This window comes from Mesorhizobium sp. WSM4821, from assembly GCF_055901555.1.
This window is the reverse complement of record NZ_CM148371.1, coordinates 6,769,787-6,783,600: the sequence shown is the minus strand read 5'-3', so window position 1 is coordinate 6,783,600 and position 13,814 is coordinate 6,769,787. Positions and strand designations below refer to the sequence as shown.

The 13,814-nt window shown below is 63.9% G+C and carries 13 protein-coding genes and 1 riboswitch; of the genes, 3 read left to right on the top strand and 10 right to left on the bottom strand.

What is annotated here, in order from left to right; all coding sequences use genetic code 11:
- Positions 1-24: 24 nt before the first annotated feature.
- Positions 25-1,089, bottom strand: a complete 1,065-nt coding sequence (fba, locus tag AC0NID_RS33110) for a class II fructose-bisphosphate aldolase (RefSeq protein ID WP_236387851.1) — start codon at positions 1,087-1,089, stop codon at positions 25-27.
- A 278-nt stretch (positions 1,090-1,367) separates the two neighbouring features.
- On the opposite strand from fba, the gene AC0NID_RS33105 reads away from it, so the two are divergent.
- The 3 genes from AC0NID_RS33105 to derI are packed head-to-tail and all read left to right on the top strand — an operon-like array spanning position 1,368 to position 3,376.
- On the top strand, positions 1,368-2,135 hold the full coding sequence (locus tag AC0NID_RS33105) for a DeoR/GlpR family DNA-binding transcription regulator (protein ID WP_473456593.1): 768 nt from the start codon (positions 1,368-1,370) through the stop codon (positions 2,133-2,135).
- A 39-nt stretch (positions 2,136-2,174) separates the two neighbouring features.
- The gene (locus tag AC0NID_RS33100) at positions 2,175-2,903 is read left to right on the top strand and encodes a triose-phosphate isomerase (RefSeq protein ID WP_474033488.1); all 729 of its coding nucleotides are present in this window, start codon (positions 2,175-2,177) and stop codon (positions 2,901-2,903) included.
- A gap of 29 nt (positions 2,904-2,932) precedes the next feature.
- Complete coding sequence (gene derI / locus AC0NID_RS33095) at positions 2,933-3,376, top strand: D-erythrulose-4-phosphate isomerase (protein ID WP_473456595.1); 444 nt, start codon at positions 2,933-2,935, stop codon at positions 3,374-3,376.
- 98 nt (positions 3,377-3,474) lie between these two features.
- Here derI and dhaL read toward each other — a convergent pair whose 3' ends face one another.
- From dhaL to oiaX, 9 genes are all read right to left on the bottom strand, one after another.
- A complete protein-coding gene (gene dhaL / locus AC0NID_RS33090) occupies positions 3,475-4,113 on the bottom strand; it encodes a dihydroxyacetone kinase subunit DhaL (RefSeq protein WP_473456596.1) in 639 nt (212 codons plus the stop codon).
- A gap of 11 nt (positions 4,114-4,124) precedes the next feature.
- Complete coding sequence (locus AC0NID_RS33085; protein WP_473456597.1) at positions 4,125-5,138, bottom strand: dihydroxyacetone kinase subunit DhaK; 1,014 nt, start codon at positions 5,136-5,138, stop codon at positions 4,125-4,127.
- 69 nt (positions 5,139-5,207) lie between these two features.
- Entirely contained in the window at positions 5,208-5,681 is a 474-nt protein-coding gene (locus AC0NID_RS33080; RefSeq protein ID WP_473456598.1) for a 6,7-dimethyl-8-ribityllumazine synthase, read from the bottom strand.
- A gap of 76 nt (positions 5,682-5,757) precedes the next feature.
- A riboswitch (FMN riboswitch) is annotated at positions 5,758-5,904 on the bottom strand.
- Between the two features lie 128 nt (positions 5,905-6,032).
- A complete protein-coding gene (locus tag AC0NID_RS33075; RefSeq protein WP_473456599.1) occupies positions 6,033-8,321 on the bottom strand; it encodes a xanthine dehydrogenase family protein molybdopterin-binding subunit in 2,289 nt (762 codons plus the stop codon).
- Between the two features lie 9 nt (positions 8,322-8,330).
- Positions 8,331-9,317 carry an FAD binding domain-containing protein gene (locus tag AC0NID_RS33070; RefSeq protein ID WP_473456600.1) on the bottom strand — a complete coding sequence of 329 codons (987 nt, stop codon included), beginning with the start codon at positions 9,315-9,317 and terminating at the stop codon, positions 8,331-8,333.
- Positions 9,318-9,320: 3 nt separating this feature from the next.
- Positions 9,321-9,980, bottom strand: coding sequence for a 2Fe-2S iron-sulfur cluster-binding protein (locus AC0NID_RS33065; RefSeq protein WP_473456601.1), 660 nt, complete (start codon positions 9,978-9,980; stop codon positions 9,321-9,323).
- Positions 9,981-10,131: 151 nt separating this feature from the next.
- A complete protein-coding gene (locus AC0NID_RS33060) occupies positions 10,132-11,016 on the bottom strand; it encodes a helix-turn-helix domain-containing protein (protein WP_473456603.1) in 885 nt (294 codons plus the stop codon).
- Positions 11,017-11,185: 169 nt separating this feature from the next.
- The gene (locus AC0NID_RS33055) at positions 11,186-12,520 is read right to left on the bottom strand and encodes a four-carbon acid sugar kinase family protein (RefSeq protein WP_473456604.1); all 1,335 of its coding nucleotides are present in this window, start codon (positions 12,518-12,520) and stop codon (positions 11,186-11,188) included.
- Between the two features lie 4 nt (positions 12,521-12,524).
- Positions 12,525-13,775 (bottom strand): 3-oxo-isoapionate-4-phosphate decarboxylase OiaX, encoded by a 1,251-nt coding sequence (gene oiaX, locus AC0NID_RS33050; RefSeq protein WP_473456605.1) that lies wholly within the window; start codon positions 13,773-13,775, stop codon positions 12,525-12,527.
- Between the last annotated feature and the right edge of the window lie 39 nt (positions 13,776-13,814).

Here is a 13,814-nt window from a genome sequence, read left to right as displayed (position 1 = left end):
GCTCCTGCTCAGAACCAGAGTACGTCAGCCGAATTTCGGATCGAGACTGCCCGACTTGTAGCGCTTGGCCATTTCCGAGACCGGCAGCGGCTTGATCTTCGGCGCATTGCCGGCGGTGCCGAACTGCTCGAAGCGCTCCTTGCAGAGCTTCCTCATGGCGGCCATCGCCGGCGTCAGGTATTTGCGCGGGTCGAATTCGCTCGGGTTCTCGGTCAGCACCTTGCGGATCGCGCCGGTCAACGCCATGCGGTTGTCGGTATCGATGTTGATCTTGCGCACGCCGTGCTTGATGCCGCGCTGGATCTCCTCGACCGGCACGCCCCAAGTCGGCTTCATCTGGCCGCCATATTTGTTGATGATCTCCTGCAGCTCTTCCGGCACCGAGGAGGAGCCGTGCATGACCAGGTGCATGTTCGGCAGGCGGCGGTGGATCTCCTCGATCACGTTCATGGCCAGCACCGCGCCGTCCGGCTTGCGCGAGAATTTATAGGCGCCGTGGCTGGTGCCCATGGCGACTGCCAGCGCGTCGACATGCGTGTCCTTGACGAACTGCACCGCCTGTTCCGGATCGGTCAGCAACTGGTCGTGGCTGACTGTGCCTTCGACGCCGTGGCCGTCTTCCTGTTCGCCGCCGCCCATCTCCAGCGATCCGAGAACGCCGATCTCGCCTTCCACCGACACGCCGCCCCAATGCGCCATGTCGACGACGCGGCGCGTGATGCCGGAATTATAATCGTAGTCGGCCGGCGTCTTGCCGTCCTCCTTCAGCGACCCGTCCATCATCACCGAGGTGAAGCCGTACTGGATCGCGGTCACGCAGGTGGCTTCGTTGTTGCCGTGGTCGAGATGCATGCAGACCGGGATATCGGGATGGATTTCGACCAGCGCGTCGATCAGCTTAGCCAGCACGACGTCGTTGGCATAGGCCCGCGCCCCGCGGCTCGCTTGCAGAATAACAGGCGATTTGGTCTCCTCGGCCGCCTCCATGATGGCGAGGCCCTGTTCCATATTGTTCATGTTGAACGCAGGCACGCCATAGCCGTGTTCGGCGGCATGGTCGAGCAATTGTCTCAATGTGATGCGAGCCACCCAATGGTCTCCCGTATTTGGTTTCAAGCCTATGGTTGCGAGCCGTCCGATCGTCGTTCAGCCCATCGATGCTTCTGGCCGGATTTCCAGAGAACCGCAACCTTTGGTCATGCCGCCAGGAGCAATTCTTGTTACAGGACAGCAATCGGAAGCGAATAATATCCCATCGAAACGAAACATTATCACAAGAAATTTGGCTTTCGTGCGATTTTCTCTGTTATAACGGCGGTGGCGGCCCGGATTCGAAGAGGGCCGGAATTCACGGGTATTGGTCAGCCATGAAAAGCGACGGCCGGCGGCAGGGCATCATTGACTTTCTGATGGACACTGGCACGGCCAGTGTCGATGACCTTGCCTCGCGCTTTGGCGTGTCGAAGATGACCGTTCATCGCGACCTCGACGAACTTGAGCAAAGCGGCTTCCTGCGCAAGGTGCGCGGTGGCGCCTCGATCCAGCCGAGCGGGCATTTCGAGAGCGATTTCCGCTACCGTCAGAAGCAGGCCGGCGAGGAGAAGCAGCGCCTGGCGGCTGCGGCCGTGGCGATGATCGAACCGGGCCAGACGGTGATCATCGACGACGGCTCGACGGCGGGCGGCATTGCACGGCACCTTGCCGACCTGCGCCCGCTGACGGTGATCTCGAACAATCTGGCCGTCATCCAGGATCTGGCAGGCGTTGGCGGGATAACCCTGATCGCGCTCGGTGGTCAGTACAGCAAGAAATTCCACGGCTTCTTCGGCCTGCTTGCCGAGGACACGCTGAGGTCGTTGCGCGCCGATGTCGCCTTCCTGTCGTCGTCTGCCATCCACGGCGTTTCCGCCTTCCACCAGGATCAGGAAGTGGTCCATACCAAGCGGTTGATGATGGCCGCGGCGGCGCGCAAATATCTGTTGGTCGATCACGGCAAGTTCGGCCGCACGGCCTTGCATTTCCTGACCGGCCTCGAGGCGTTCGATGCCGTCTTCACTGGTCGGGAACTGGAACCGCAGATGCGCGAGGCGCTGGATGGCGCCGGTGTTTCGCTAACGATGGTCGAGAAGAATTGAGGAGGACGCGTGGTTTACTGGGTCGGTACAAGCTGGAAAATGAACAAGACGCTTGCCGAGGCGATCGACTTCGCCAAGGCGCTGGCAGCGTTCGTCCCCGGTTTCGACGACCGCATCCAGCCCTTCGTCATCCCGCCCTTCACGGCGCTCCGCGAGGTCAAGCAGGCGTTGGCATCGACGCGAGTCAAAGTCGGTGCCCAGAACATGCATTGGGCCGACGTTGGAGCCTGGACCGGGGAGATTTCGCCCGTGATGCTGACGGATTGCGGCCTCGACCTCGTCGAGCTCGGCCACAGCGAACGGCGTGAGCACTTTGGCGAGACTGACCAGGCGGTCGGCCTCAAGACCGCAGCGGCGGTGAGACACGGGCTGGTGCCGCTGATCTGCGTCGGCGAGACGCTTGCCGAGCGCGAGAGCGGGAGGGCCGATGTCGTGCTGACCGCGCAGGTGCACGGTGCGCTGCAATACCTCCAAGGTGAAGCAAAGTCGGCGACGATCCTGTTTGCTTACGAACCGGTCTGGGCGATCGGCGACAAGGGCATTCCGGCAAGCTCGGACTACGCCGACCGGCAGCAGGCGCTGATTAAGAAAATCGCCGGCGACCTCCTGCCGGTCGTGCCGCCGGTGCTTTATGGCGGCAGCGTCAACCCGCAGAATGCCGCCGAACTGATCGGCCAGCCGCATGTCGACGGCCTTTTCATCGGTCGTTCGGCTTGGCAGTCGGAAGGCTATATCGACATCCTCCAACGCGCCTCGGCAGCGATCTGAAATCGAATGAACAGGGAAAGGATACGACCATGAAAATAGCCATTGGAGCCGACAGCGCCGGCAAGCCGCTGCTCGACGTCATCGCTGCTCACCTGGCCACCAAACCCGGCCTCATTGTCAGCGACCTCAGCCAGGCGGGCTACTATGCCGATCTGTCGCAGAAGCTGGCCCAGACGATCGTCGACGGCGAGAACGATCGCGGCATCCTGTTCTGCGGCACCGGCATCGGCGTTTCCATCTCGGCCAACAAGGTGCCCGGCATTCGCGCGGCGCTCACCCATGACACCTATTCGGCAGAGCGCGCGGCCAAATCCAACAATGCCCAGATCATCACCATGGGCGCCCGCGTCATCGGCCCGGAACTGGCCAAGTCGATCGTCGACGCATGGCTCGCATCGGAGTTCGATGAGAAGGGACCGTCGGCCGGCAATGTCCAGGCAATCGACAGGCTCGATGCGGCGAAGCTGGGCTAATGCATGTCGCCCAAAAGTGCGCAGCGGTTTTGGGATAACGACATGCATAAACAAGAGCTTAAAGCACGTCGCATGAATCCATTCAGACGCGACGCGCTTTAAGCCAAGCTTTTCCGCATCGCACTGATGACGGTGACCGCCGACGCGGCGCCAGGATCCATGTGCCCGAGCGACCGCTCGCCAAGCCGCGACGAGCGGCCCTTGGCGGCCACCATATCCTTGGTCGCCTCGGCACCCCGTTCGGCCGCTTCAACAGCGGCCGCGAGGCTTTCGGATACGGTCTTGCCGTCGGCATGCGCAGCGGCGGCTGCTTGCGCCGCCGGCAGCCAGGCGTCGACCATCGTCTTTTCGCCGATCTCGGCCTTGCCGCGATCCTGAATGCCTTGCGCCATCGCCTGGAACAGGGCGATGAAGTCGGCACCCGCCAAGGTCGCCTTGCCCTTGACGGCGGCGGCACCGCGCATGAACGCCGTCGCATAAAGCGGACCTGACGAGGCGCCGACAGCATTGAGGAACGATTTCGCCGCGGTGTTGAGGAGCACCGTCGGCTCGGTCGCCGCTAGGTCCAGCGGCGCCAGGGCATCGCGCACCGCCCCGAAGCCGAGCGCCATGGCGATGCCATGATCGGCGTCGCCGATGACGCCGTCGAGCTGACAGAGCCTGTCCTTGTCGGCCTCGATCGCCACCGCGATCGCATCGAACATTCTTTTCAGATCGGCTGCGTCGATGGATGTCATGGATGCTGCTTTCAGCCGGCGCGGAACATGGCGCAGTCGCAAGGGTGGTCGAGCATCGTCTGCAATTCGTCGTCGAGATGCATCAGCGTCACCGAGGCGCCGGCCATCTCCAGCGAGGTGCAGTAATTGCCGACCCATGTCGCGTGGACGGCAACGCCGATGTCATCGAGCCTTCGCTTGACCCGGCGGTTCATGATGTAGAGCTCCATTAGCGGCGTCGAGCCGAGCGAATTGACGAGCACGGCGACCTTGTCACCACGCGCCGGCGCCATCTCATCGAGGATCTTGTCCAGCATCTCATCGGTGATCTCGTCGGCCGTCTTCAGCTTTCCGCGTGCGATGCCGGGCTCGCCATGGATGCCCATGCCGATCTCCATCTCGTCCGCTCCGATCTCGAAATTCGGCCGGCGGGTCTGCGGCAGAGAGCAGGGCGACAGCGCCACGCCCATGGTGAAGGTGTGGGCGTTGGCCTTCCTGGCGATGCGCTCGCATTCATCGAACGAGAGCATCCGGTCACAGGCCGCGCCGGCGGCCTTGAAGATAAAGAAATTGCCGGCAACGCCGCGCCGCTTTTGCCTCTGGTCGCGCGGCGCCGAGGCGACGTCGTCGGTGGTCAGCACGGTGCGCACCTCGATGTCATCCATCGCCGCCATTTCCGCGGCCATGTCGAAATTCATCACGTCGCCGGCATAGTTGCCATACATGAACAGTACGCCGGCGCCGCCGCTGACTGCCTTGGCGCATTCGAGGATCGGGTCCGGCGGCGGCGAGGCGAAGACGTTGCCGATGGCAGCCGCGTCGGCCAGCCCCTTGCCGACAAAACCAAGGAAGGTCGGCTCGTGGCCCGAGCCTCCGCCAATGACGAGGCCGACCTTGCCTTGGCGCGGTCCATCGCAGGCGATGATGGAGCGCGGGCTTCCCGCGGTGCTTTTGAGGTGGCGGGGATGCGCGGCCAGGATGCCTTCCAGCATCTCGTCGACGGTTCTGTTGCCGTCGTTGATGATCTTCTTGGTCTGCACCGGCATCCTCCCGATTTCACTATTTCCGCAGATAGTACAGCGTGTTACCGGGATTTCCACCCAAGGACGGACATTTCACGCTGCGATACGCTCCCGCGCGGCCAGGATCTGCACGCAGGCATTGGCTGCCTCCTTGCCCTTGACCTTGAAGTGCTCGAAGAAGAAGCGATGATGGTCCGCGCTGTCATGGTAGTTGTGCGGGGTGAGCACTGCCGAAAGCACCGGCACGCCGGTGGACAGTTGTACGTTCATCATGCCGTCGATGACCGCGCCCGCGACGAATTCGTGCCGGTAGATGCCGCCATTGACGACGAACGCCGTGCCGAGGATCGCTGCATAGCGACCGGTTTCGGCAAGCGTCTTTGCATGCAGGGGAATCTCATAGGCGCCCGGCACGTCGAAGACATCGACGGAAAGGCGCTTCTCCCCGAGCAGCGCCAGTTCCGCCTCGAACGCTTCAACGCACTGGTCGACGATGTCGGCGTGCCAGCGTGCGCGAATGACGGCAACGCGGATCGTTTCATAATCTTTGTGGGAATGCTGATTCATGGGTCCATCCTTCCGTTTCGAACCAGAATCAGGACGCACGATACGGAATCCGAACCGCGAAAGCGGACCGTTTTACGTTCGTTCTCTTCCATCCGGACTGTGACCGTCGGCTCCGGAATCACACCGGATCTGCTGACCCCTCCGGCTAACCGGAAAGCGCTCGCGGGCTCGGGCCAAGACCCTTACCGCCGGTGGGGACTTTCACCCCGCCCTGAGAACATTGACGGCGTTGTATGGAAGCGCCGGATAGCGCTGTCAACCACCGATCCGTCGCGGATGGCGCGGAAGTAGCGATCCGTTCCGACATTGGTCACCCTTGAGGTAAGGAGGGAGGGGAGGCAACTTGCAGCGTCAAATGGCGATCAAGGGCAAGCCAGGCAGCACCTTGTCCAGGGTGATGGGAAATTCCCGCACTCGTGTCCCGGTTGCGTTGTAAATGGCGTTGGCGACAGCCGCACCCGCACCGCAGACGCCGAGCTCGCCGAGACCCTTCGCGCCAAGTGGATTGGCCTTATCGTCGTGTTCCTCGAGGAAGACAACCTCCATCTCGGGAACGTCGCCGTTGATCGGGACATGATACTCGGCAAGGTCGTGATTGACGAAGTGGCCGTGGCGCGGGTCGAGCACCGTCTGCTCCATCAGCGCCGCACCGATCCCCCAGGTCATGCCTCCGATAATTTGCGAGCGCGCGGTCTTGGCATTGAGGATACGGCCCGCACCGATCACGGCCAGCATCCGGCGCATGCGGATCTCGCCGGTATCGCAATCGACCGCGACCTCGGCGAAATGCGCTCCATAGGAATGCTGCGAGTAAGCCTTGTATGACTCTGTGGCAGCGCCCGCGGCTACGGAGCCTTCGGCCTCGAACCCGTTGGGAGCGATCCTCCGGGTGAGATCGGCCAGGCTTGCCGACCGCTGGCCGATCCTGACCTGGCTGTCGGCAAAGCTTGCCTCGGTGGTGTTCGCGCCGCGCAACGGCGAGGCCTCGCTCGACCGCGCCGCCTCCAGGATCTGCTGCTTGAGGGCGTTGCACGCGTTGTGCAGCGCTGAACCCGCGCTCGCCGCGCCCCAGGACCCGCCGGAGCCGGCGGTACGCGGGAAGCGGCTGTCGCCGAGCTCGACTTTGACCGACGAGATCGGCACGCCGAGGCCCTCCGCGGCGATCTGGGTCAGGATCGTATAAGAGCCGGTACCAATATCGGTCATATCGAGCCGCGCCGTCACCCGACCGTCCCGGTCGATCGCAACCCGCGCCGTCGCCGCGCCGATGTAGTTCGGACGGATCGCCGCCGCCATGCCGTAGCCGATGAGCTTCCGGCCCTCTCGGGCTCGGCCCGGTGTCGGGTTCCTTCGCTCCCAGCCGAAACGGCGGGCGCCGTCCTCCATGCAGGCGACGAGATTGCGGGTGGAGAACGGCACGCCGCGTTCGGGATCCTGTGCCGGTTCGTTGCGGATCCTGAGTTCGATCGGGTCCAGGCCGAGCCGCTCGGCAAGCTCGTCCATGGCGCATTCGAAAGCCAGCATGCCCGGAGCTTCACCGGGCGAGCGCATCCATTCGCCGCGGTTGATATCCAGCGGAACCAGGCGATGGCGGGTGAGACGGTTCGGCGCCGCGTAGAGCGAGCGGGCAAAAACTGCCGTTTGCTCGCAGTACTCCTCGAAGCTGGACGTTGCCGACCAGACATCGTGTGCGATCCCGTTGAGCCGCCCGTCAGTATCCGCGCCGAGCCGCACCTGTTGGATCATCTCCGCGCGGTGACCGGCATTGGCGAACATCTGTTGTCGCGTCAACGCGATCTTCACGGGACGCTGCAGGACCTGCGCCGCAAGCGCGGCCAGGATCGTATCGGCATGGGCAATCAGCTTGGAACCGAAGCCTCCGCCGATGAAGGGGCTCACGATGCGCACACGCTCGGGCGGGATGCGAAGCGTGCTAGCGACCCCCGCCCGGAAGTTCGCCAGGGTCTGCGCCGATGTATGGATCGTCAGCTCGTTACCTGACCAGGCGGCGAGCGTCGCATGGGGCTCCATCGGATTGTGATGTTCGAAGGGCGTCCGGTACGTGGCATCGATCTTTACCGGAGCCGCCGCAAAGGCGCTCTCGAAGTCGCCGACCACGCTGTCGGTCTCGAAGCCGGCATTGGTCCGCTTTGGTGCGTAGGCGTCGGCGACATGCCCTGGTAAATCGTAGAGGCCCGGCTCCTCGTCGTAGCGCACCCTGATGAGGCCCGCGGCGGCGCGTGCCGCCTCGAACGTCTCAGCAACGACGAGCGCGACCGGCTCGTCGTAGTACCGCACCCGCTCGCTGTTGAGCGCGGGGCGTGCGCGCGTGAAGACCTCGCGCACTGTCGGCGTGACCGCCGGGCCGAAATCCGGCTGGGCCGGTGCATTCCGATGCGTCATGACGAGCAGCACTGCCGGCGCCCGTTCGGCTTCGTCCGTGTCGATCTCGGCGATGCGCCCCTTGGCGACGGCGGCGCCGAGAATATAGCCATAGGCTGTGCCATCCAGCGCATTCTCGTAGGCGTAGGTGGCATCGCCTCTCACCTTGAGCGGAGCATCGATGCGGTCGATTGGGCGCCCGATGACGCCATTGCGTGTTTCGGTAGGACGGTTCTCGCTGGTCTTCGTCTCTGTCATAGTGTCACCTCACGCACTCTCGACGGCAGCAGCGAGCGTGTGCCGCACCGTCCGTTTCGCCAGCGGGATCTTGAAATCATTGCCGCCCTGCCCGATTGCGCCGTCGAGCGCGGCCTCGGCCGCGTCGGTAAAGGCGCCGTCGGACGCCGACGCTACTGCGAGCATGCGCTCCGCCTCCGTCGCACGCCAGGGCTTGGCGGCGACGCCGCCCATGGCGATCCGAGCGCTTCGGACACGGTCGCCGCTTTTCTCGACGATTGCTGCCACCGACACCAGCGCGAAGGCGTAGGAGGCACGGTCGCGCACCTTGCGGTAAACCTGCCGGCCGGGTGGCGGGGGCGGCAGCGTAACCGCGGCGATCATCTCGCCGTGGCCGAGCACGGTCTCCACATGGGGCATCGCCTCGGGCAGTCGATGGAAATCGCCGATCGGGATCGTGCGGGTCTCGCCGCCGGGAGATATGGTCTCGATCCTGGCGTCGAGCCCGGACATGGCGACCGCCATGTCGGAGGGATGGACCGCGATGCAGGCTTCGCTCGCGCCAAGTACGGCGTGCATGCGATTGAAGCCCTGAAGCGCCGCGCAGCCGGCCCCGGGTTCGCGCTTGTTGCATGGCATGTTGCGGTCGTAGAAGTAGGGGCATCGCGTGCGCTGCAGGAGATTGCCGCTGGTCGAGGCCTTGTTGCGTATCTGGCCGGACGCTCCTGCCAGCAGCGCTTGCGAGAGCATCGGATAACGTGACCTCACCCGCTGATCGGCGGCGAGGTCGCTGTTACGGACCTGGGCGCCGATCCGAAGCCCGCCTTCCGCCGTCTCCTCGACCCGATTGAGCGGCAGGCGACTGACGTCGACGAGATGTGCAGGGCGCTCGATCTCGAGCTTCATCAGATCGAGTAGGTTGGTGCCGCCGCTGATGAATTTCGCGTCCGGTCGGGCCGCGACCGCGGCGGCTGCCTGCTCGGCACTTGCCGCACGTTCATAACTGAAGGGTTGCATTGCTCACGCGTCCTCTGTCGCGTCGCGGATTGCAGCGACAATGTTCGGATAAGCGGCGCAACGGCAGATATTGCCGCTCATCCGCTCGCGGATTTCGGCGTCGGTGAGTGCGACGGAAACCGCCGCCACGTCGGCGCTGGCATGGCTCGGCCAGCCATCCCTGGCCTCGCCCAGCATACCGACCGCGGAGCAGATCTGGCCCGGGGTGCAGTAGCCGCACTGGAAACCATCGCGGGCGACGAAGGCGGCCTGGATCGGATGCAGCCGGTCACCCTCGGCAAGGCCCTCGATCGTGGTGATCTCGTCGCCTTCATGCATTGCGGCAAGCGTCAGGCAGGAATTGATCCGGCGTCCATCGACGAGCACCGTGCAGGCGCCGCATTGGCCGTGGTCGCAGCCTTTCTTCGAGCCGGTGAGGCCGAGATGGTTGCGCAGGGCGTCGAGCAGCGTCGTCCGCGGGTCGAGCTCGACGGCAAGGTCCTTCGCGTTGATCCGCAGGGACATCGGTATCGTCGGTGCCGGTGTGGGCAATGCGGTCTCGGTGACGGTGTCGGCCGGCTCGGCGCCAACCGGTATACCGGTAGCCAGGAGCACGCCGGTCGCTACCCCGCCTTCCAGAACCGTTCGACGCGTCGGCCCGCTCCTGTTGTCTGTTTCGGTCATGCATGATCTCCCGGTCGCAGTAACAAAGTCGCAATGACAAGAACGCAAAACGGCAACTTGACCCGATGGCAGACCCTCGGGTGCTGTCGCTCATCGACACGGGAGGTGGGGGTGCGCGCGCAGGCTTTCTTTCAAGAAACCGGCGGCAATGTCAGGATTCCGGAGAAAAATGCACCCGATAGGCCCGAGGCGTCACGCTCCTGAGACGCCGGAATGTCGTGGTGAAATGGCTTTGACTTGAAAAGCCGAGCCGAAAGGCAATGGTACCGATCGACAAGCCGGTTTCGCGCAGCAGCACCTCCGCTCGCCGCACGCGCTCCTCGATCACATAGGCATAGGGTGCAAGGCCGGTTGTCGCTTTGAAGCGACGCGCGAAACTGTCGACGGCCATGTCCGCGACGCCTGCCAGCTCGCTTAGCGAAATGTCGGAACTCATATGCGCATCGATGTAAGCCCGAACCCGGCCAAGCGCCCGACGGCTGAGGCAGCCGTAACGGGGAGACGGATGTTGCTCCCGGTTCAGGGTCGCCACGCGGAGGCTGACGAGGGCGACCAGATGCTCGACATAGGCAGTGTCCGGCTTGTGACCAAGTGCCATCTCGTCGCGAAGCGAACTCAGGAGCGTGGCGATGACCGCGTCTTTCCTGTTCACCAGGATCGGCAAATCTTTCAGGCGCTCGCATTCAGGAAGCCTGATATCGGGATCGATCCACAAGGCTGAATAGGAGAGGTTTACATCGCGATAGAAGCCCAGCCTTTCCGCGCCTGCGGGGACGAAGGTGAGGGCTCCGGGTCGGTCCATTCCGTCGTAGAGGGATCTTGCCTCGTGCCGGATGGATGTATGAGAGGTTCCGCCTTCTTCGGTCAGCACGACCAGATGGTGAGGGGCTGTCCAGCGGAGCTCCGCTTCCCGGCATGCCCACCGCCGATTGTCGAAAACGATCGAGGAACTGGCCCACGACGCGGATTGCAGGGGTTCCGACTTCTCCCCTTGGCTCCGAATCCGTCCGTCACCAAGCAACGGTCTGAATGACATCGCGGCACCCGCTGGTTCGCTCGCGGAGCCGCGGCCGGCCCCGCTCGAGCGTTGTGCGCTGCCCCGCCGCTACGCATATGGCGGTTTATGTGGGACAAGTAGCGCGCATTGGTAACCGACGCCGTGTTCAAGAAGTCGTGAGATCAGGCAAATCCAGCGCGCCTCTTGGTCAACCACCGAGCCCATCGCGGATGGCGCAGAAATAGCGGTCGGTTCCGACCTGCCCGCCCTTGAGCGCAACCTCCAGCCCGTCGATTGCCTTGATGCGCGAGTGGGCGACGCAAAGCGGAGAGCCCGGCGAGGCGGGCAGTGGCATCCGCACCGTCAGCGCATCGACGCCCATCTGGCCGAGCGCGTGGCTGGATGTATCGCCGCCGGCGATGATCACGCGCTGTAATTTCTGCTCGATCGTCAGCGCGCGAAGAAGTTCGCCGAGGCCGCGGCCAAGCTTGTGGCGGGCGCCTACCTGCCGATCGATTTCGGCGCCCCGATCGGCTGCGGGACCGAGGGCGGTGTAAAGGACGACACTGCGACCGGCTTCCAGACTGGCGCGACCGGCGGCAACCGCGCGTGCGATTGCTTCACCAGAGACTTCGGAAACCAGCCCGATCGGATCGACCTCGACCCCGTCGAAACCGTCCGTCAAAGCATGCCGGATCTGTCGTTCCGTTGTCGGCGAGCAGCTGCCCGAGACCACCGCGATCCGGTCGGCTGCGCCCGGCGGCGAAAAGCTGGGCTCGGCACGGACGGCATGGTTCGCCGCCCATTCGGCCAGCAGCGCATATTCGATCCCGGAAGAGCCAACGACGAACGTGCCGTCCGGCTTGTGAACGCGCCATATCTCCTTGCCGGCAAGCGCCTGGGTTTCCAGGCTGTCGACATCGACAAGCACGATGTCGCTGCCATTTTCGATCAGGCGATCGAACGCTGCCGATCGCGATGCCGACTGCAGAGTCGCCAGGTCGATCAGCCCTAAGGTGAGATCCGTCTGGCGCGACAGATGGATCAGCAGGTCGGATTCATCCATCGGCGTGGTCGGATGGCGGCTCATCACCGGATGGCGATCGATACGGTAATATTTTTCCCGGTAGGCCGCGAACAGATGGCCGAAGGCGGTGTAGCGCCTGAGCTGCGGCGCGCCGAGCACCAGCGGCACGCTATCTTGGCCGAAAACCGAGCGGCCGATCTCGATGGCCCGGCCGATGCTGCCGATCGTCGGGCTGGAATCGAAGGTCGAGCAGACCTTGTAGTGGCAGATCTCGGCGTTCAGTGTCTTCAGCCAGCCGAAGGCGCCGCGCAGATGCGTGTCCATCCACCGCGGCGTCTCGCTGCGGCTGGTGCCGGCCAGGCCGATGGCCCGGCAATGCCTGAATTGCGACAGCAGGGCCTCGTCCGGCTGACGTATGAACAGCACGGTCGGCACGCCGCCGAGCTCGAGCGCCTCCATGACGTCGGTCGAGCCGGTGAGGTCGTCGCCATAGTAGCTCAGAAGTAGGCTTTGCATGGCGTCAGGCCGCTTTGCCGTCGCCGAATTTCTCGATCGACCGCGCCAATTCGGCGTGGCTCAAGGCGAACTCCGCCAGCGGAACGCCATCGACCGCCGCCTGCCAGGCTTGCTGCACGGCGCGCACACCGGCACCTGGTCCGTCCGGATGGCTGACGATGCCGCCGCCGCAGAGATAGAGAAGATCGACCGTTCGTCCTGTTCGCGCAAAGGTTTCGGGCGCTTGTCCGCCCCACTGGCCGGAGCCGGCGACCGGCAATGCGCAATCGTCAGGCGAAAAGATCGGCGTGGTCACCGCCTTGAAGGAACTGACGAAGGACCAGTCCGGCTCCCAGTATTTCGAGGCGATGCCGTTGATCTGGAACTGATCGACGCCGAGCAGCCGCCAGAATTGCTGCCAGACCTTGAAGTCCATGCCGAGGCCGGGGTGGCGGGTGAGGATGTCCCAGCCGTTGCGGTGCGCATGGATCACCAGGCTGGAGCGCTTCCTGAGGAAAGCCATGCCGCCGAAACCGACGGAGTTGATGTTGACCACCGCGCAATTGCCGCCGGCTTTCGCCACCAGATCGTGGTTGCGCATCATCTCGTCAGGGTCGGCATGCGAGATGCCGAAGGCATACATCACCTTTTTGCCGGTCTTCTGTTCATGCTCGAGCACGAGCGGCATGATCGCCTTCACCCGTTCCGACAGCGGCGAATAGGCCGGGCTCATCAGCTTCTCGTCGTCCTTGATGAAATCGACGCCGGCGGCGATCAGCTCACTCACCATTGCGGCCGTCTCATGCGGGCGCAGCCCTAGTGCCGGCTTGACGATCGTTCCGATGATCGGGCGGTCCTCTATACCGGTCAGCCGGCGGCTGCCGGCGACGCCGAATTGCGGACCCGGATGGGCGCCGCGATATTCCTCGGGCAGCTTCATGTCGACGACCCGGATGCCGGTCAGACCCTTGATCGAATAGGCGCCGCCGATGGCGATGGTCAACAGCGCCGACAGTTCGGTGCCGATGGCATCCAGCGGAAACGCGATGTCGACATCCGCGCGCTTGAAGGGCCCGGCGCCGGCCTCCGGAAGAGACGGACGATCAGCATCCGGCAGTTGCCGTATCGCCAGGACGCGTGCTGCGACCCGCGCCTTGAGCTCTTCGGTCTCGCCGGCCAGCGCGACGAAGGTTCCGGTCGACTGGTCGCTTGCGATCTTGGCCGCCAGCGCCTCGATGCTCGCCGAGGTCTCAATGCGATAGGTGAGGGTGATCATAGCTCGAAAAAGATTCCCTGATCTCCAGAATCTGGTATA